This is a genomic window from Pseudoalteromonas sp. SR44-8 (assembly GCF_014163635.1).
GTDB lineage: Bacteria > Pseudomonadota > Gammaproteobacteria > Enterobacterales > Alteromonadaceae > Pseudoalteromonas > Pseudoalteromonas rhizosphaerae.
On sequence record NZ_JACJDS010000050.1, the window covers coordinates 1 to 17,756 of the forward strand.

Annotated in this window: 16 protein-coding genes; 10 read left to right on the forward strand and 6 right to left on the reverse strand. The window is 41.2% G+C overall.

Annotated elements, in window-relative coordinates; translation table 11 throughout:
- The first annotated feature begins 312 nt into the window (after positions 1-312).
- The 7 genes from tig to H5183_RS19475 all read left to right on the forward strand — a co-directional run bounded on the left by tig (position 313) and on the right by H5183_RS19475 (position 9,472).
- Positions 313-1,617 carry a trigger factor gene (gene tig / locus H5183_RS19445; protein ID WP_145241468.1) on the forward strand — a complete coding sequence of 435 codons (1,305 nt, stop codon included), beginning with the start codon at positions 313-315 and terminating at the stop codon, positions 1,615-1,617.
- A gap of 164 nt (positions 1,618-1,781) precedes the next feature.
- On the forward strand, positions 1,782-2,399 hold the full coding sequence (clpP, locus tag H5183_RS19450; protein ID WP_145241466.1) for an ATP-dependent Clp endopeptidase proteolytic subunit ClpP: 618 nt from the start codon (positions 1,782-1,784) through the stop codon (positions 2,397-2,399).
- Between the two features lie 135 nt (positions 2,400-2,534).
- The gene (gene clpX, locus H5183_RS19455; RefSeq protein WP_145241464.1) at positions 2,535-3,818 is read left to right on the forward strand and encodes an ATP-dependent protease ATP-binding subunit ClpX; all 1,284 of its coding nucleotides are present in this window, start codon (positions 2,535-2,537) and stop codon (positions 3,816-3,818) included.
- 150 nt (positions 3,819-3,968) lie between these two features.
- Positions 3,969-6,329 (forward strand): endopeptidase La, encoded by a 2,361-nt coding sequence (lon, locus tag H5183_RS19460; protein ID WP_145241462.1) that lies wholly within the window; start codon positions 3,969-3,971, stop codon positions 6,327-6,329.
- Between the two features lie 185 nt (positions 6,330-6,514).
- Complete coding sequence (locus H5183_RS19465) at positions 6,515-6,817, forward strand: HU family DNA-binding protein (RefSeq protein ID WP_301562686.1); 303 nt, start codon at positions 6,515-6,517, stop codon at positions 6,815-6,817.
- A 170-nt stretch (positions 6,818-6,987) separates the two neighbouring features.
- Entirely contained in the window at positions 6,988-8,892 is a 1,905-nt protein-coding gene (ppiD, locus tag H5183_RS19470; RefSeq protein WP_182732484.1) for a peptidylprolyl isomerase, read from the forward strand.
- A 178-nt stretch (positions 8,893-9,070) separates the two neighbouring features.
- On the forward strand, positions 9,071-9,472 hold the full coding sequence (locus tag H5183_RS19475) for a hypothetical protein (protein ID WP_145241457.1): 402 nt from the start codon (positions 9,071-9,073) through the stop codon (positions 9,470-9,472).
- A 367-nt stretch (positions 9,473-9,839) separates the two neighbouring features.
- Here the strand turns inward: H5183_RS19475 and H5183_RS19480 are convergent, their stop codons facing one another.
- The 6 genes from H5183_RS19480 to pspF are packed head-to-tail and all read right to left on the reverse strand — an operon-like array spanning position 9,840 to position 16,192.
- Positions 9,840-10,601: an ATP-binding cassette domain-containing protein gene (locus tag H5183_RS19480; RefSeq protein ID WP_145241455.1), complete on the reverse strand. Its 762-nt coding sequence runs from the start codon at positions 10,599-10,601 to the stop codon at positions 9,840-9,842.
- A complete protein-coding gene (locus H5183_RS19485) occupies positions 10,601-11,593 on the reverse strand; it encodes an oligopeptide/dipeptide ABC transporter ATP-binding protein (RefSeq protein ID WP_145241453.1) in 993 nt (330 codons plus the stop codon). The genes H5183_RS19480 and H5183_RS19485 overlap by 1 nt, the downstream gene beginning before the upstream one ends.
- Positions 11,594-12,487, reverse strand: coding sequence for an ABC transporter permease subunit (locus H5183_RS19490; protein WP_145241450.1), 894 nt, complete (start codon positions 12,485-12,487; stop codon positions 11,594-11,596).
- Positions 12,474-13,508 carry an ABC transporter permease subunit gene (locus H5183_RS19495; protein ID WP_145241448.1) on the reverse strand — a complete coding sequence of 345 codons (1,035 nt, stop codon included), beginning with the start codon at positions 13,506-13,508 and terminating at the stop codon, positions 12,474-12,476. Before H5183_RS19495 ends, H5183_RS19490 begins: the two co-directional genes overlap by 14 nt.
- Positions 13,508-15,115: an ABC transporter substrate-binding protein gene (locus H5183_RS19500; protein ID WP_145241446.1), complete on the reverse strand. Its 1,608-nt coding sequence runs from the start codon at positions 15,113-15,115 to the stop codon at positions 13,508-13,510. Before H5183_RS19500 ends, H5183_RS19495 begins: the two co-directional genes overlap by 1 nt.
- An 18-nt stretch (positions 15,116-15,133) precedes the next feature.
- The gene (gene pspF / locus H5183_RS19505) at positions 15,134-16,192 is read right to left on the reverse strand and encodes a phage shock protein operon transcriptional activator (RefSeq protein WP_182732485.1); all 1,059 of its coding nucleotides are present in this window, start codon (positions 16,190-16,192) and stop codon (positions 15,134-15,136) included.
- A gap of 187 nt (positions 16,193-16,379) precedes the next feature.
- Between pspF and pspA the strand changes: the two genes are divergently transcribed.
- From pspA to pspC, 3 genes are all read left to right on the forward strand, one after another.
- On the forward strand, positions 16,380-17,039 hold the full coding sequence (gene pspA / locus H5183_RS19510; protein ID WP_145241442.1) for a phage shock protein PspA: 660 nt from the start codon (positions 16,380-16,382) through the stop codon (positions 17,037-17,039).
- 67 nt (positions 17,040-17,106) lie between these two features.
- Entirely contained in the window at positions 17,107-17,340 is a 234-nt protein-coding gene (pspB, locus tag H5183_RS19515) for an envelope stress response membrane protein PspB (RefSeq protein ID WP_145241440.1), read from the forward strand.
- Positions 17,337-17,738 (forward strand): envelope stress response membrane protein PspC, encoded by a 402-nt coding sequence (pspC, locus tag H5183_RS19520; RefSeq protein WP_145241438.1) that lies wholly within the window; start codon positions 17,337-17,339, stop codon positions 17,736-17,738. Before pspB ends, pspC begins: the two co-directional genes overlap by 4 nt.
- Positions 17,739-17,756: the final 18 nt, after the last annotated feature.

Genomic DNA, 17,756 nt, shown 5'->3' on the forward strand with positions numbered 1-17,756 from the left:
CTGATAGCTGATAGCTGATAGCTGATAGCTGATAGCTGATAGCTAAAACGTCTACTTTTCATTCGCTATGCTTGCTTAATCCGCTATCTGACCAAATAATTGCCCCCTAGACTCGACTATCATAAATATTAGGTTATAATGCCGCGTCTATTGTTTAACATAGTGCCCGAAGGGCAGAGCAGCATTGGTATCTTATAGTGAAGATGGGGTTGATAAGTCGCTTAAATGACTTTAAACGTGCCAAAACGCATAGTGATTACCGTGTTTGTAAGGAAGGCGAACAGTCGCCAAAATTGAAGATTGAGGTATATCATGCAAGTTTCTGTTGAGACGACTCAAGGCCTTGAGCGCCGTCTGACCATCACCGTTCCTGCAGAGAACGTTGAGACCGAAGTAAAAAAACGCTTACAACAACTGTCTAAAACCCAGCGTATTGATGGTTTCCGTCCTGGTAAAGTACCAACGTCTGTAATCAACAAACGTTACGGTGGCGCAGTTCGTCAGGAAGTTGCTGGTGAATTAATGCAACGTAATTACATCGAAGCAATCGTTTCTGAAAAAATTAACCCAGCTGGCGCACCAACATTTGCTCCTAAAGCACTTGAAGCGGGTAAAGATTTAGAGTTCTCAGCAACATTTGAAGTTTACCCTGAAGTTGAAGTTCAAGGTTTAGATAAAATTACTGTAGAAAAACCAGCTGTATCAGTTACTGATGAAGATTTAGCAAACATGCTAGAAACACTTCGTAAGCAACATGCATCATGGGCTGAAGTTGATGTGGCTGCTGGCGAAAAAGACCGTGTAACGGTTGATTTCGTAGGTACTATCGACGGTGAAGTATTCGAAGGCGGAAAAGCTGAAGACTTCCCATTAGAACTTGGTCAAGGTCGTATGATCCCAGGTTTTGAAGATAACATCGTAGGTAAAAAAGCAGGCGAGGAAGTTGTTTCTGACGTAACTTTCCCTGAAGATTACCATGCTGAAAATCTTAAAGGCAAAGCAGCTCAATTCACTATCACAGTGAAGAAAGTTGAAGCGCAAGAGCTACCTGAACTTAGCGAAGAATTCGCAACTAAGTTTGGTGTAACTGAAGGCGGTGTTGACGCTCTTAAAGAAGAAGTTAAAAAGAACATGACACGTGAACTTGACCAAGCGGTTAAAGCTAACGTGAAAGACCAAGCAATTAAAGGTCTTTTAGCTAACAACGAAATCGAAGTGCCTAAAGCCCTAGTAGATCAAGAAATTGATGCACTACGTCAACAAGCTGCACAACGTTTTGGTGGCGACGCTAAAAACATGCCTGAGCTTCCAGCAGAATTGTTCCATGAACAAGCAGTAACACGCGTTAAGACTGGCCTATTATTAGGTGAAGTAATTAAAGCGAACGAGATCAAAGTTGATGATTCAAAAGTTGAAGCATTAATTGCAACAGTGGCTTCTGCATACGAAGATCCAACTGAAGTTGTAGAATACTACAAAGCAAATGATCAACTTATGCAACAAATGCGTAATGTAGCAATGGAAGAGCAAGCTGTTGAAGCTATTTTAGCTAAAGCAAATGTGACTGACGTTGAAAAAGCATTTGATGACATCATGAATCCACAGCAAGGTGCTTAATAAGTCATTGACTTAAGCCCTCGCTAACGATTAAATGGCTCGTGTTACTCTGTATTATGCAGTGTGCCCGAGCCATTTTAGTTTGTGGCCTTCAATTTCGCCAAAAAATAACTATGCTTCCTTATAATAAGGATAAGTATAAGCGCATAAGGAATTAGATAAATATGAACACTGGTATTACAGATCCACTCAATGCATTAGTACCTATGGTTGTTGAACAAACAGCGAAAGGCGAGCGCTCGTATGATATTTATTCGAGACTATTAAAAGAGCGAATCATTTTTTTAACAGGTCAAGTTGAAGACAACATGGCTAATCTGATCTTAGCGCAAATGCTATTTTTAGAATCAGAAAACCCAGAAAAAGATATCTTTTTATATATTAATTCGCCGGGCGGTTCAGTGACTGCGGGTATGGCGATTTATGACACTATGAACTTCATTAAACCAGATGTAAGCACTATTTGTGTTGGCCAAGCGGCGAGCATGGGGGCATTTTTATTGACTGCTGGTGCAAAAGGTAAACGTTATTGTTTACCTAATTCACGCGTGATGATCCACCAACCATTAGGCGGTTTCCAAGGTCAAGCATCTGATTTTGAAATACACGCCAAAGAAATTTTGTCTATTAAAGATAAACTAAACCGTTTAATGGCAGAGCATACCGGCCAACCATTAGATGTGATTTCAAAAGATACAGACCGTGATAACTTCATGAGCGCCAGCCAAGCTGTTGATTATGGTTTAGTTGATGCGGTATTTACTAGTCGCGACAGCAAGTAACAAATACAAGCTGGTAACTAACGGTGCTAGCTTGAGCTGTTTACACTGTGAAAACCAATATTTTTTGGTATAGTTAAGCGTATTAAAATAGCTGCTAAGTAGTTTGGCAGCCAACGAATAAGATGAGGTAGCTGAATGTCTGACACTCCTACAGACGGCGACAAAAGTAATAAATTGTTATACTGCTCTTTTTGTGGCAAAAGCCAGCATGAAGTTCGTAAGTTAATTGCTGGCCCTTCAGTATACATTTGTGATGAATGTGTTGAGCTATGCAACGACATTATCAGGGAAGAGATCAAAGACATTGCGCCAAAGCACAATACCTCTGATAAACTGCCTGCACCAAAAGAAATTCGTAATCATTTAGATGATTATGTTATTGGTCAAGATCACGCCAAAAAAGTACTGTCAGTAGCGGTTTACAATCACTACAAACGTTTGCGTAATCAAACCGGTAAAACGGATATTGAGTTAGGCAAAAGTAATATCTTACTTATTGGCCCAACCGGCAGTGGTAAAACATTATTAGCTGAAACGTTAGCGCGTTTATTAGATGTGCCGTTTACAATGGCCGATGCAACCACACTAACTGAAGCTGGTTATGTGGGCGAAGATGTTGAAAACATCATTCAAAAGTTGCTACAAAAATGTGATTACGATGTAGAAAAAGCGCAACGTGGTATTGTTTACATTGATGAGATTGACAAAATTTCACGTAAATCTGATAACCCGTCGATCACTCGTGATGTATCTGGTGAGGGCGTGCAACAAGCACTGCTTAAACTAATTGAAGGTACTGTGGCATCTGTGCCACCACAAGGCGGACGTAAACACCCACAGCAAGAGTTTTTACAGGTAGACACCTCTAAAATCTTATTCATCTGTGGTGGCGCATTTTCTGGTCTTGATAAAGTGATTGAGCAGCGTAGCCATAAAAATACCGGTATCGGTTTTGGGGTTAACGTAAAAGAATCTGCGGCGAGCCGTTCTTTAAGTGAAACATTTAAAGATGTTGAGCCAGAAGATTTAGTGAAATATGGTTTGATCCCAGAATTCATCGGTCGTTTACCTGTTGTGGCAACCTTAACTGAACTCGATGAGTCGGCTTTAGTGCAAATATTAAATGAGCCTAAAAACGCCTTAACGAAACAGTACGGCGCATTATTTGGTATGGAAGACGTTGAACTTGAATTCCGTGATGACGCACTGCGTGCTATCGCTCATAAAGCGATGGAGCGTAAAACAGGTGCCCGTGGTCTTCGTTCAATCGTTGAAGCGGTGTTACTTGATACTATGTACGAACTTCCTTCAATGGAAAACGTCAGCAAAGTAGTGATTGACGAAACCGTGATCAAAGGTGAATCAGATCCTATTTTGATTTATCAAAGCGCTAGCCAAGATAAAGCAGCGTCTGAGTAAAATTTACTCATTTTGATAATAAAAAGGAGCCTAGTGCTCCTTTTTTTATAATTTATTTAATCCAGTTGCGTTAAATTGTTGAACTTTACTTAGGTTATCCCCATATACTTGAGTAATCTTTAAAATAAATGAAGAGCGAAGAGAAAAATAATGACGCTTGAGAGAACAGATCGAGTCGAAATCCCGGTGCTAGCACTGCGCGATGTCGTGGTATATCCGCACATGGTGATCCCGCTTTTTGTAGGCCGTGAAAAATCAATAAAATGCCTTGAAGCGGCAATGGATAAAGACAAACAAATTTTCCTTGTTGCGCAAAAAGACGCGACCGTGGATGAGCCTGAGCAAGATGATATTTACCGTGTTGGTACCATAGCCACGGTATTACAATTGCTTAAACTACCTGATGGCACAGTCAAAGTACTGGTTGAAGGCACACAGCGAGCAAAACTAGAAAGCTTTATTGATAATGAAGACTTTTTTGTTGCTAATGCGCAGTTTATTGGTTCAGAAGAAATCGATGAGCAAGAGCAAGATGTATTTATTCGCAGTGCCATCAGTCAGTTTGAAGGCTATGTAAAGCTAAATAAAAAAATACCACCAGAGGTGTTAACCTCGGTCAGTGGCATTGATGAAGCGCCGCGCCTTGCCGATACGATGGCAGCGCACATGCCGCTGAAAGTGCCTGAAAAGCAAAAAGTACTCGAAATCACCAATGTTACAGAACGTCTTGAATATTTAATGGCGTTGATGGAAGGTGAAATAGATTTATTGCAAGTTGAGAAAAAAATTCGTACCCGCGTTAAAAAGCAGATGGAAAAGTCGCAACGTGAGTATTACCTCAATGAGCAAATGAAAGCCATTCAAAAAGAATTAGGCGAGCTTGACGACGTACCAGATGAATTCGAAGCACTGAAAAAGCGCATTGAAGAATCAGGTATGAGCAATGACGCGCAAGAAAAAGCGAACTCTGAACTTGCTAAGCTTAAAATGATGTCGCCGATGTCGGCAGAAGCCACGGTTGTGCGTTCATACATAGACACATTAATTAATGTGCCATGGAAAAAACGTTCGAAAGTGAAAAAAGACTTAGCGGGCGCACAAAAGATTTTAGACAGCGACCATCATGGTCTTGATAAAGTCAAAGAACGCATCATTGAATATCTCGCCGTGCAACAGCGTACCAATAAACTCAAAGGGCCAATTTTGTGCCTTGTGGGTCCACCGGGTGTTGGTAAAACGTCATTAGGTCAATCGATTGCTCGCTCTACAGGGCGTAAGTATATTCGTATGGCATTAGGTGGTGTTCGTGATGAAGCAGAAATTCGTGGTCACCGTCGTACTTACATAGGTTCAATGCCAGGTAAGTTGATTCAAAACATGAGTAAAGTGGGCGTTAAAAATCCATTATTTTTGTTAGATGAAATCGATAAAATGTCATCTGATATGCGTGGCGATCCTGCATCGGCACTGCTAGAAGTACTTGATCCTGAGCAAAATAGCCATTTTGCGGATCATTACTTAGAAGTCGATTATGACTTATCTGACGTAATGTTTGTTGCTACATCAAACAGCTTTAACATTCCTGGTCCGTTATTGGATCGGATGGAAGTGATCCGGTTATCGGGTTATACCGAAGATGAAAAGCTGAATATTGCCAAAGAGCATTTAATTGTTAAACAAGTTAAACGCAATGGCTTAAAAGATGGCGAATTAATCATCGAAGACAGTGCAATCATCGGCATTATTCGTTATTACACCCGTGAAGCGGGCGTACGTAACTTAGAACGCGAAATATCTAAGTTATGCCGTAAAGCGGTGAAGAATATCTTGCTTGAAAAAGGCACTAAAACAGTCACTATTAACGCTGACAACCTTGAAGATTTCTTAGGTGTGCAGCGCTATGATTATGGTAAAGCTGAAGACGGCGATCGCATTGGCCAAGTTACAGGTTTAGCGTGGACTGAAGTGGGCGGTGATTTGCTGACCATCGAATGTGCCGCAGTACCAGGCAAAGGTAAACTAAGCTACACCGGGTCACTAGGCGATGTAATGCAAGAGTCGATTCAAGCAGCTATGACAGTTGTACGTAATCGCGCTGATGCATTTCGTATTAACAGTGATTTTTACGAAAAACGTGATATTCACGTTCACGTACCTGAGGGGGCAACTCCAAAAGATGGCCCAAGTGCTGGCGCCGCGATGGTCACAGGTTTGGTATCAAGTCTTACAGGTAACCCGGTACGTGCTGATGTGGCGATGACGGGTGAAATCACCTTACGTGGTGAAGTATTACCTATTGGTGGCTTAAAAGAGAAACTATTAGCGGCTCATCGCGGTGGAATTAAAACGGTCATTATTCCAAAAATTAACGAACGTGACTTAAAAGAGATCCCTGACAATGTATTGGCAGGACTTGATATTCACCCAGTTACGTGGATTGATGAGGTTTTAAAACTGGCTTTAGTACACCCAGTTGAGAGTTTTTCAGTCGAAACATCAAAAAACCAGTAAAAAAGCGAAAAAAAGTGCTTTAAAGGGCTTTTCAAATCTAGATGGTATGATAAGTTAAGCACTGGTTTTCAAGCCGAGGCCTTATGTGGCCTAGGCTGAAGAAAAATTACAATCGTATGAGCATGAAAAAGTTTGCTCTAAAATTTTCAAAATAGTGATGTTAGTTTAAAAAACAATCGCTCTTGATAATAACAATGAAAGAGGATGATATTGTGAATAAATCTCAATTAATCGATCAAATCGCAGCTGATGCTGACATTTCTAAAGCGGCTGCGGGTCGTGCACTTGATTCATTCATCGAGGCTGTTTCTGGCGCTCTTAAAGATGGCGATTCAGTAGCATTGGTTGGTTTCGGTACTTTCTCAGTACGTGAACGTGCTGCACGTTCAGGCCGTAACCCACAAACAGGCGAAACAATTCAAATCGCTGCAGCGACTATCCCAGCTTTTAAAGCAGGTAAAGCGCTTAAAGATGCATGTAACAGCTAATCACTGCTCTTTAGTGAGTTAGTTTGGTAGTGTAAGAAGTTAATCGCTTTTACAGCTTAATTAACGTTCTTTCTCGCCAACTGCTTCAAGTAAAAAAGCGTATCTGGTAAGATACGCTTTTTTTACATAAGCAAGGCGATTTCTGCCTCGAATAGAATAGAGATAAATAAATGCTTGAGAAAATCAGAGAAGGTTCACAAGGACCGGTAGCTAAAATTATTTTAGGCGCGGTGATTTTATCTTTTGCCTTAGCAGGGATCGGTGGTTACTTAGGTCAAACCACAGAGCAGCCCGTAGCTGAAGTAAATGGAGTTAAAATTAGCCAAACCGAGTTTAGCCGTGCGTTCCAAAATGAACGTGCACGTTTAGAGCAACAATTTGGCGAATACTTTGCACAAATTGCTGCTGATCCAAATTACATGGCACAAATTCGTCAAGGCGTCGTTGACCGTCTAGTACAACAAGAATTGCAAACTCAACTAGCGGCCGAACTTGGTTTACGTGTTAGTGACGACAGTGTTCGTAAAGCGATTTTAGAATTGCCATACTTCCAAATTGGCGGGCAATTTAACAACGATCGTTACTTACAAGTTATCCGTCAAATGAACTTCCAACCTGACGCATTTCGTGAATATTTACGTGAAGAAATGACCCGAAGCCAGCTAATTTCAGCGGTTGCAGGCACCGATTTCGCTCTAAATAGCGAATTGGCTAATGCCGTTGCGCTACAACAGCAAACGCGTAGTATTGACTATGTCGTGATCAGCAAAGAGTCTTTACAGCAAAACGTGACGGTAACAGAGCAAGAAATTGCCGATTACTATGACCTAAATATGTCGCAGTTTTTAGCGCCTGAGCAAGTATCAGTAAACTACATTGATTTAAATGCAGCTAACCTAACACTTGAAACTCATGTTAGCGAAGCTGACGTTAAAGCATATTATGATCAAAACAAAGCACAATACGCCGAACCTGAAAAACGCCGTGTGTCGCATATCTTAATTGATAACAGTGAAGACGATGATGCAGCAAAAGCCAAAGCAGAAGACTTGTTAGCACAATTACAACAAGGCGGTGACTTTGCAGCGTTAGCAGAATCATCATCTGATGATATCGTTAGTGCTGAAATGGGCGGTGATTTAGATTGGATCGAACGTGACATGATGGATCCTGCTTTTGAAGATGCGGCATTCGCATTGGCAAACAAAGGGGATTTTTCAGACGTTGTACAATCTGAGTTTGGTTACCATATTATTCAGTTAACTGATATTCAGAGCCAACAAGTAAAAGCGTATGACACTGTTAAAGCTGATTTACGTGCTGAGCTTGAGCGTACTGAAAAAGTAAATGCATTCTATGAAAAGCAAACAGAAATGGGCGCTATTGCATTTGAAATTTCAGATACCTTAGTTGATGCTGCAGAAGTTGCCGGTGTTGAAGTACAAACAACAGCATTAGTTGACCGTAATTCTCTACCTGCGCCGCTTAATACACCAGCGGTATTAGCTGCAATCTTCTCACCAGATGTGCTTGAAGATAAAATGAACTCTGAGGTTATCGAAGTGGGCGATGAGCATGTTGTGTTAGTGCGTGTTAAAGAGCATGTACCAGCTGCAACAAAAGCACTTGCTGATGTATCAGAGCAAATTAAAGCACGTTTAGTTAGTGAAAAAGCATCAGAGCTTGCGAAAGAAAAAGCAACAACGCTGTATGCTGAGATTGAAGCTGGCAAGAGCTTAAATGACCTAGTAACTGAGCAAAGCTTAGAACTTCGTCAAGAAGCGGCACTAACCCGTCAAGCTTACACTGTTTCGCCTGCAATCGTTCAACATGCCTTTAAAATGGCACACCCAACTGACACACCAGTAGTTGAAAAAGTTGACCTAAACAACGGTGACGCGGCAATCGTAGCACTTAAAACAGTGACTAACGCTACTGTTGAAGGCGAAATTGACGCACAGCTTAAGCAAAATATTACTATGGCCCAAGTTAACAAAAACTACATGGTATTCATTGAAGCTTTAAAAGCAAATGCAGAATTAAACTTACCTAAAGCGCAAGCCGCCACAGAGTAATGCTTAATTAAATAATGAAAAGGCGCCATTGGCGCCTTTTTTTATTTTTTAACAGGCAGATATCTGAGTTCAAGTATAAATAAATTCCCCCCCCAATCTACCGAACCTATTTTGATTACTTTTTAGCAGACTTAGTATAAGCTCAATAGCATTACCTCTATATTATTAAGGGAACATCATGAAATTCGAGCAGTTATTAAATAACTTTGATATGGGTATCTGTGTTGAACAGTTACAAAAAGAATCACTGTTAGACCTTGCGTTATTATTTGTCGCTGTTGATGGCTCTATTGCACAAGAAGAGTTGAGAGTCGTCGAAACCTGGGCACATAAAATTGAGTGGAATTCTGTCATTGCTCTTGATAACTATATAATTGATATGACAAGCAAATGTGTTTTGGCAGTGCAAAGTGGTGACATCGAGTCATTTATTCAGCATCGAATGACACATATTGTCGATCAATCCATGAGGGAGTTTGTATTAGAGCTGCTTAAACAAGTCATTGAAGCTGATGGTATTACCGATGAAAATGAAATTAAAGCGTTAAAAATTGTTGAATCATTAATTCAACCGGCTTAACGGGTATATTTCTGTTTCTGCGCGGGACATCTCGCGCTTATACCATTGAGTAACGGCATAAAAATATTTTATTGCTATATATCAAAACTTTGCATTGTCGGTTGTTTTAATTATTCACAAAGAGGTTAAGAAACGTTACGCTTAGAAGAAGATATTAAATACTCACAAAAGAGTTAGAGATTAGACATTTTTGTGCCATGAACGGGCATTAAAGTGACTTGTTATATGTTCGCTTTTAGCAGTTTGGGTTTCGTTGCTATCAAGCCAACCAACGCGATAAATTTAATGCCGAGCTACTCTGGCTTTTCCTAGAATCTAGCACCTATACAATTCTTTTCGCTAAAACTTACCGCTTAAAGTTCTACCTTCAGCAACTTAGCAACTTCTGAGTGACTTTTGATTGTGGCTTTTGGAATACATCCTCTGTTCTACCGTATTCAACAATTTCACCGTGATCGAGTACTACAAGTTGATCGCTGATGTGGCGTACTAAACTTAAGTGGTGAGTGATCAAGATATAACTGAGACCCGTGTCCTGTTGAAGCTTGAGTAGCAGGTTGACGGTTTGTGCGCGTACAGAAGGGTCCAGAGATGATAATGCTTCATCAAGTACTACAACCTTAGGGTCGAGTATTAATGCACGTGCTAGAGCGACACGTTGCAGCTGACCGCCACTAAACATATGTGGGTAGTAATACTGATGGTCGTTTAATAAACCTACTTTAGACAGTGTTGCGGTGATTTTTTCAGCGCGAGTTACTTTATCCAAAGAAGTATTATATTGCAGGCAATCGTCGAGCATATCGCCGATCGTTAAACCTGGGTTTAGCGAGGCTTCGGAGTCTTGAAAAATCATTCTAATATGGCGGCATTGCTGATCGCGAACGCCTTTGTTTTCGATGATGTTGCCATCGAGTAGGATTTGCCCAGCATCTGCGCTGTCTGCTCCAGCGAGTAATTTTGCTAGGGTACTTTTACCAGAGCCAGTTTCGCCAATAATAGCCAGTGTTTCACCTTGCTCTAAACAAAACGAGATGTTTTTTAATACCTCAAAACGCTTACGTGAAAATAACCCAGCACGCAGGTTAAAGCTTTTTGACAAGGCTTGCACTTTTAACAGAGGTTGCATTATTTCATCACCTTAATGAGAGGGAAATGACACGCATAACTATGACCATGTTGTTTAGTTAAAGGCGGTGTTACTACACAAGCTTTTTGTGCCTGCGGACAGCGAGGACCAAGGCGACAGCCTATAGGCAAATGCTGCAAGGTTGGGATTGTACCTTTTAGTGCATAAAAAGGTTCTTTATGGGCAAGCCCTTGCTCATAATCCGGTAAGCTTTTTAATAATGCTTGCGTATAAGGATGGCGAGGCTGGGCAAAAATACGCTGGGTTGGGCCTGCTTCAACCATTTGTCCGCAGTAAAGTACATGCATACAATGAGACCAATTAATGATTTCTTCAAGTTCATGGGAGATCATTAAAATTGACATGTTTTTAAGTTGATTTAAACTTTTTAATAACCGGAATACCTGTGCTCGTGTGGTACTTTCAAGAGCTGTAGTTGGCTCATCGGCAATCAGTAACTTAGGTGTACGAGCAATGGCCATAGCAATCATGACCTTTTGACAAACGCCTTCTGAGAGCTCGTGAGGGTAGCTCGATAGTACTTTTTCGTGATCTTTAATGCCCACTTTGTGGATCAGCGCTTTTACTCGGTCCTTACGTTCACGGTTTCGCTTTAAGAAAAACCCGGAGCCTGTTATTTCTGGGAGCGTTTCGGCTATTTGCTCAAATATTTTTGCGGTAGGATCAAGACAACGACTAGGATCTTGATAAATCATTGCGATGTCACTGCCTACAATTTTACGCCGTTGTTCGCTTGATAAGCGCATTAGATCCACACCGCGCCAATGCATACGGTCGGCGGTGATGTGCCAGCGTTTATTTAATACACCCACAATGGCTTTAGCAATTAAGCTTTTACCTGAGCCAGATTCGCCCACTAATGCATGTACTTCACCTTCTTTGAGGCTCAAGTTCACTCTATCTACGGCGCGAATAACGGTATCAGAGGTGCGCAGCTCTATGGTCAGATTTCGTATATCAAGTAATTGCATTTAGTCAGCCTTACGTGCTTTGAGCACTTGGCGTAGCCCGTCGCCCACTAAGTTGGTCGACAGCACCGCTAAAAAGAGTAATACCCCAGGCAAGCCAACGGTCCAAGGTGCTAAATAAATTAAACCCAGATTTTCAGCTAAAATTGCACCCCACTCTGTGGTTGGTGGTTGTGCCCCTAGTTTTAAAAAGCCCAAAGCGGAAATATCTAAAATAGCGGTTGATAATGCCATAGTAAAAATAACCACAATATGCTCATAAATATTTGGAAAAATCCCTCTGGAGAGAATATGCCAGTTCGATGCGCCATCAAGTTTAAATGCAGTAATGTAATCTTTATTAAGCTCAGTGACGATGAGGTTACGCACCGAGTGAATAAATTGCGGTAATAGCGCTAAAATAATTGCCCACACGGTATTCATCAGGCCTGGGCCTAATATCGCAATAATAATAATCGCTAATAATAAAGACGGTATTGATAAGGTTATATCAAGTAGATGATTTAAAAAGCTTGAGCGAATACCTCGGCTAATGCCGGCAAATGTGCCTACTAACACACCTATGATGGTGGTGATCAGCGCAGCAATGACTGATAAGCCAAAGGTATAAGTTGCGCCATTCATAAGCCGTGAGAGTACATCGCGACCTAAGTCGTCAGTACCGAGTATAAAACGTACATCGCCCATTTCATGCCACGATGGAGGAATAAGTAACGCATCACTGTGTTGCTGGTTTACCCCATATGGTGCAATCAGTGGTGCAGCCGCAGCTAAAATAGCAAAGGCGATAAAAATCCATAACCCCACTAAGGCAGGATGATTGGATTTAAATTTGCGCCAAAATCGCGCTAATGGCGATTTGTTTGACTCTTCTGAAAATAAATTAAACTTTGCCATGCGCTTGATTCCGTGACAGCGGGTCGAACAAGGTATAGGTTAATTCTGCAATAATAGTCGCCAGAATTACAAACATCGATACCGCTAATAAGCCACCTTGAATAGCAGGGTAGTCTCGTTGATAAATACTATCAATTAACCAACGGCCAACACCTGGCCATGAAAAAATCACCTCGGTGATCATCGCCAGAGTGATCAAGGTACTAAACTGCAAACCAATTTGTTTTATAACCGGTAATAAGGCATTACGTAAGGCATGATGCATAATTAATTGGGCACGGTTTAAGCCTTTGGCTCGGGCAGTTTTAATAAAACTTTGCTCAAGCACATGCAACATTGACTCTCGTGTAAAGCGCACTAATACAGTGGTTGGGTACATTGCCAGAACAATGGTCGGCAGGGTTAAATGATGCAGAGCATCAAGCATAGCCAGACCAGAATAAGGAAAGTCTGCTAATACAATATCAATCAAAATAAAGCCAGTTTGGGAGGGGATCTCGTACAGTAAGCCCATTCGCCCTGACATCGGGAACCAACCTAGTTGTAATGAGAACACCATGATCAGCAGCAAAGCTAACCAAAATACCGGCATTGAGTAGCCCACTAACGTTGTGGAGTTAACCAGTTTATCTGGCCAGCGCCGATGATAGGCCGCCGCCAAGATACCTGCCGGAACGCCAACCACAACAGAAATAATTAACGCATAAATACTCAGCTCTAACGTGGCTGGGAATAGCTCGATAATATGAGTAAATACGCTGTCGCCCGAAGCGAACGACACGCCCCAGTCGCCTTGCACAATACGCGCAATAAAAGCAAAATATTGCATTAAATAATTATCGTTAAAGTGATATTTTTCTTGTAGTTCACTGGTTTGTGAAAAACTGGTATTACTGATACCACTTAAATTACTAAGCGGATCGCCGGGAAATAAATAACTGAGTGAAAATGTAAATACACTCAAGGTAAACATCATAAATAACAGTAAGCCTAAACGGCGTAAAATATAATTTAACACCATTATTTTTTCCTCGCGTTGGCTAAGGAAATTGCGCCAAATGGGCCAAGTGGAATACCTTCTACATCGGCACTACTTGCTTGAAAACGCATACCGTGGGCAAGTGGTAATAAAGGTAGTTCACGCACTATCATCGCTTGTGCTTGTTGATAATAGGCTTTTCGTTTGGCTAAATCGGTGGTATCAAGCGCTTGTGTCAAGAGTAAGTCAAACTCAGGATCACACCAATTCGCAGGGTTTTTACCACTAAATGCCGCTGTACAACTGAGTAGCGGGCTAAAAAAGTTATCTGGATCCGGTGTATCTGCAGCCCAACCTAATAACACGCTGTCATGTCGGTGTTCACCTATGCGTTGAATAAAGGTGTTCCACTCATACTCAACGATACTGACGTTTACACCAATTTTTCGTAAATCGCTTTGCATTAGCTCGGCCATTTTACGTGCGTTAGGATTATAAATTCGGCTCACTGGCATAGCCCAAATGGTCATATCAAAGCCATTAGGAAGGCCAGCCTCAATCAACAGTTTTTTAGCTAGATCAGGGTTAAATCCGGGTAGTTTAGCTTGTGGTTGATATGCCCATGATGTTGGCGGTAATAACGATTGCGCACGAATACCGTTGCCGTAATAAACTGCTTGCATGATTTTTTCAACGTCAATGGCATGGGCCAGTGCTTGGCGTACTCTTAAATCGTCAAATGGTGGGCGCTCGGTATTAAACGCCCAATAACCTACATTAAGATTGGTTTCTTTTTGTACGTTAATGTCGTCGCGTTGGGCTAAAATACTTAACTGTGCGCTACTTGGGTGTGCGGTTACATCACACTCTTTAGTGAGCATTTTTGCAATTCGGGTGGTGCCATTTGGGGTGATGTCGTAAACCAACTGCTCCAGCACTACATGGTGTTTCCAATAGTCAGGATTACGATAATAGCGTACTAAGTGATCGCGCCGATACTCTTTATAAACATAGGGGCCAGTACCAACAGGGTATTGATCAAAAAGATTAACTTGGTCGCGCTGTTTTAATTGCATGGCATATTCGCGAGACAAAACCACTGCAAAATCAGTTGCCATATTGGCTAAAAAGCTGCTTTCGGCATTAAATAATTCAAAGCGCACTTGGTAGTCGGACACGCGAACAATTTGCCGAATTAGCTGGTCAATGCCGACACTTTGAAAATAAGGGTAATTGGCATCCCCAACAAAGTGATAAGGATTATACACATCGAATAAACGGCTAAAGGTAAAGATTACATCATCAGCGTTAAACTCTCTGCTTGGGGTAAAGTATGCAGTAGTATGAAACTTCACTCCTTTGCGCAAGGTAAAGGTAACTGACTTGCCGTCTTTACTTATTTTCCAGTCAGTGGCCAGTTCACTTTTAAATTCAGCGGTCACGGGATCGATACTGATCAAACGGTCATACAATTGATTTGCAATAATATCGATCGTCGAACCTGTGGTCGTCACTTGGGGATTGAACGACACAGGGTTAGCCTCAGCGCAATAAACTAAGCCCTGATTCTTTTCTTCTAGTGTTTTTTCTTTGGTATCTAAGCAACCCGTTAGGCATACCGTTAAGATACCAAGTAATAATTTATACACTCGTTTAGCCTCTGACTATTATTGTTGATCTAACAAGTTGTATTTTTTCAAATAGCCTCGTAGTTGATGATACGTTAAACCAAGTACTTCTGCAGTTTTCTTTTGATTAAATTGACTATATTCTAGCGCTTTTTTTATTAAATCAATTTCAAATTCATTTGAGAGGTCTTTTAAGCTACATGGAAACTGAAATTGCGGGGTACTTGTTGCAACTATCGGTTCATTGGCGACAACTGCAACAGGAGCTGCTTCTACGGCTGTAGAGGGGAGTTTTTTAATTCGTTGCTTAGGTCTAAAGCGGCTTTCAAATGGGTCTAAAATAATCTGGTGAACGGGAATATGTTCACTGCCATGGCGATATAAGCTTCGTTCCACGACATTTTTAAGTTCACGTATATTACCAGGCCAATCATGCCCTTGCAGTATTTCCACAGCACTGCGGGTGAAACCACTGAATAGTTGCCAGTCCAAATCACGGGCCATATTCATCGCAAATTGCTCAGCGAGTAACATGATGTCTTCCTGACGTTCGCGCAGTGGTGGTAAAGTGATTACATCAAATGCGAGCCTGTCGAGTAAATCGCTTCTAAATTCACCTTGCTCGGCTAAATAAGGAAGGTCTTCATTGGTTGCGCAGACTAAGCGAGTATCGACCTTGACGGTTTGTTTGCCACCGACTCGCTCAAATTCACCGTATTCAATTACCCGTAATAGTTTTTCTTGCACCATGGCAGAGGTATTTGCTAGTTCGTCTAAAAATAGCGTACCGGCATTGGCACGTTCAAACCGTCCTTCGTGGCGTTTACTTGCGCCGGTAAAGGCACCACTTTCATGGCCAAACAATTCGCTTTCAAGCAAGTTTTCGTTAAGTGCCGCGCAGTTGAGCTTAATGTAGCTTTGCTCCCAGCGCTTTGATAAAAAGTGTAAACGGGCGGCGATCAGTTCTTTACCTGTGCCACGTTCACCAATAATCAGTACTGGTTTATCTAAACTTGCCAGCTGTGAAACTTGATCAAGTACCGCTAAAAAGCTGTCTGATTGGCCGAGTAAATTATCTTGTTGGCGAAATTGGCTCATATTCCCTAACTCTTAGTCATTTTTACTAACAGTTAGTGTATTTCATAATTAGGGAGAACTAAAGGAATTTGTATTTTTAGTTTAACATTATGAAAATATTACTGTATTTTATGTTTTATAAAGTTGGCAAGCATATTGTAACAGTAACAGCAGACCAATTAAGTTAAACACTACAGAGGTAAATGTTATGGGAATTTTTTCGCGTTTTGCAGATATTGTTAATTCTAATATCAATGCCATTTTAGATAAAGCAGAAGATCCTGAAAAAATGGTACGTCTGATCATCCAAGAGATGGAAGACACATTAGTTGAAGTACGTTCAACCTCTGCGAAAACATTAGCAGAGAAAAAAGAATTAGTACGTCGTGTCGATACATTAAAAGAGCAAGTCGCTCAATGGCAAGATAAAGCCGAGCTGGCATTGAGCAAAGACCGTGATGATCTAGCCCGTGCTGCATTGCTTGAAAAGCAAAAGTCAGCACAAGCGGTTGCTGCTGTTGAAGATGAACTCAGTCACATAGAATCTCACATTGATAAGCTGCAACAGGAAGTAAGTACGCTACAAGACAAGTTAGCGGATGCAAAAGCACGTCAAAAAGCGATTATTTTACGTCAACGCTCAGCTGAGTCACGCCTAGAGGTGAAAAAAGCATTAGACAGCTCTAAAGTTGAAGATGCATTAAATCGCTTTGAGCGCTACGAAACTAAGATTGATGGACTAGAATCACAAGTAGAATCGTACGACTTAGGCAAAAAGTCATTGGCTGATGAAATTGCTGAGTTACAGCAAAACGAAAAAATCGATGATGAATTAGCAGCACTTAAAAAGAAGCTTGCTGATAAATAAAGATAATAAATAAAGGGGGAGTCATCCCCCTATGCTTGATAAATTAATGGATGTGTAGGAGAGGGTTATGTTTGATGCAGAAGTGTTTGTTGCTCCAATTATCATTTTTATGGTTGTGGTAGCACCCCTTTGGTTAATTTTACATTACCGAAGTAAAAAGCAAGTAAGCCAAGGCTTGAGCGAACACGAACACCGCCAGTTACTTGAGCTTGCTCAAAAAGCAGATAAAATGGCTGACCGAGTAGAAACTTTAGAAGCACTACTTGATCAAGAGGCCCCACAGTGGAGGCGTAAGGTATGAGTGCTAAACGTGAACTGCTAAGAGATCCAGCACGTGGTAAAATAGCCGGTGTATGTGCAGGGCTCAGTGATTATTTCAATATGGAATTGTGGTTAGTACGTATTATCGTAGTAACGGCAGTGTTACTAGCTGGTGGCCCGTTGTTTGTTGTGGCTTACATCGCAGCGTGGTTTATTTTAGATAAAAAACCTGCCAATGCACAAAGCAAAACTGATGCGGCAAAACACGAAGATCCTCTTGAAGTAAAATTTAAAGTATGGCAAAAAGGTGAGCCACCACGTCGTGCTTTACAAGATTTAAAAGACCGTTTGGGACGTGTTGATATACGTTTACAAGATATGGAACGTTATGTTACTTCAACCGAGTTTACGGTTAGCCGTGAAATCAATAAGCTGTAAAGGACTTAATAGCACTTT

What these genes read in the sequence shown, in the direction of transcription:
- tig (WP_145241468.1), top strand. Translation starts at nt 313, where the DNA reads ATGCAAGTTTCTGTTGAGACGACTCAAGGCCTTGAGCGCCGTCTGACC.
- clpP (WP_145241466.1), top strand. Translation starts at nt 1,782, where the DNA reads ATGAACACTGGTATTACAGATCCACTCAATGCATTAGTACCTATGGTT.
- clpX (WP_145241464.1), top strand. Translation starts at nt 2,535, where the DNA reads ATGTCTGACACTCCTACAGACGGCGACAAAAGTAATAAATTGTTATAC.
- lon (WP_145241462.1), top strand. Translation starts at nt 3,969, where the DNA reads ATGACGCTTGAGAGAACAGATCGAGTCGAAATCCCGGTGCTAGCACTG.
- ppiD (WP_182732484.1), top strand. Translation starts at nt 6,988, where the DNA reads ATGCTTGAGAAAATCAGAGAAGGTTCACAAGGACCGGTAGCTAAAATT.
- H5183_RS19475 (WP_145241457.1), top strand. Translation starts at nt 9,071, where the DNA reads ATGAAATTCGAGCAGTTATTAAATAACTTTGATATGGGTATCTGTGTT.
- H5183_RS19480 (WP_145241455.1), bottom strand. Translation starts at nt 10,601, where the DNA reads ATGCAACCTCTGTTAAAAGTGCAAGCCTTGTCAAAAAGCTTTAACCTG.
- H5183_RS19485 (WP_145241453.1), bottom strand. Translation starts at nt 11,593, where the DNA reads ATGCAATTACTTGATATACGAAATCTGACCATAGAGCTGCGCACCTCT.
- H5183_RS19490 (WP_145241450.1), bottom strand. Translation starts at nt 12,487, where the DNA reads ATGGCAAAGTTTAATTTATTTTCAGAAGAGTCAAACAAATCGCCATTA.
- H5183_RS19495 (WP_145241448.1), bottom strand. Translation starts at nt 13,508, where the DNA reads ATGGTGTTAAATTATATTTTACGCCGTTTAGGCTTACTGTTATTTATG.
- pspF (WP_182732485.1), bottom strand. Translation starts at nt 16,192, where the DNA reads ATGAGCCAATTTCGCCAACAAGATAATTTACTCGGCCAATCAGACAGC.
- pspA (WP_145241442.1), top strand. Translation starts at nt 16,380, where the DNA reads ATGGGAATTTTTTCGCGTTTTGCAGATATTGTTAATTCTAATATCAAT.
- pspB (WP_145241440.1), top strand. Translation starts at nt 17,107, where the DNA reads ATGTTTGATGCAGAAGTGTTTGTTGCTCCAATTATCATTTTTATGGTT.
- pspC (WP_145241438.1), top strand. Translation starts at nt 17,337, where the DNA reads ATGAGTGCTAAACGTGAACTGCTAAGAGATCCAGCACGTGGTAAAATA.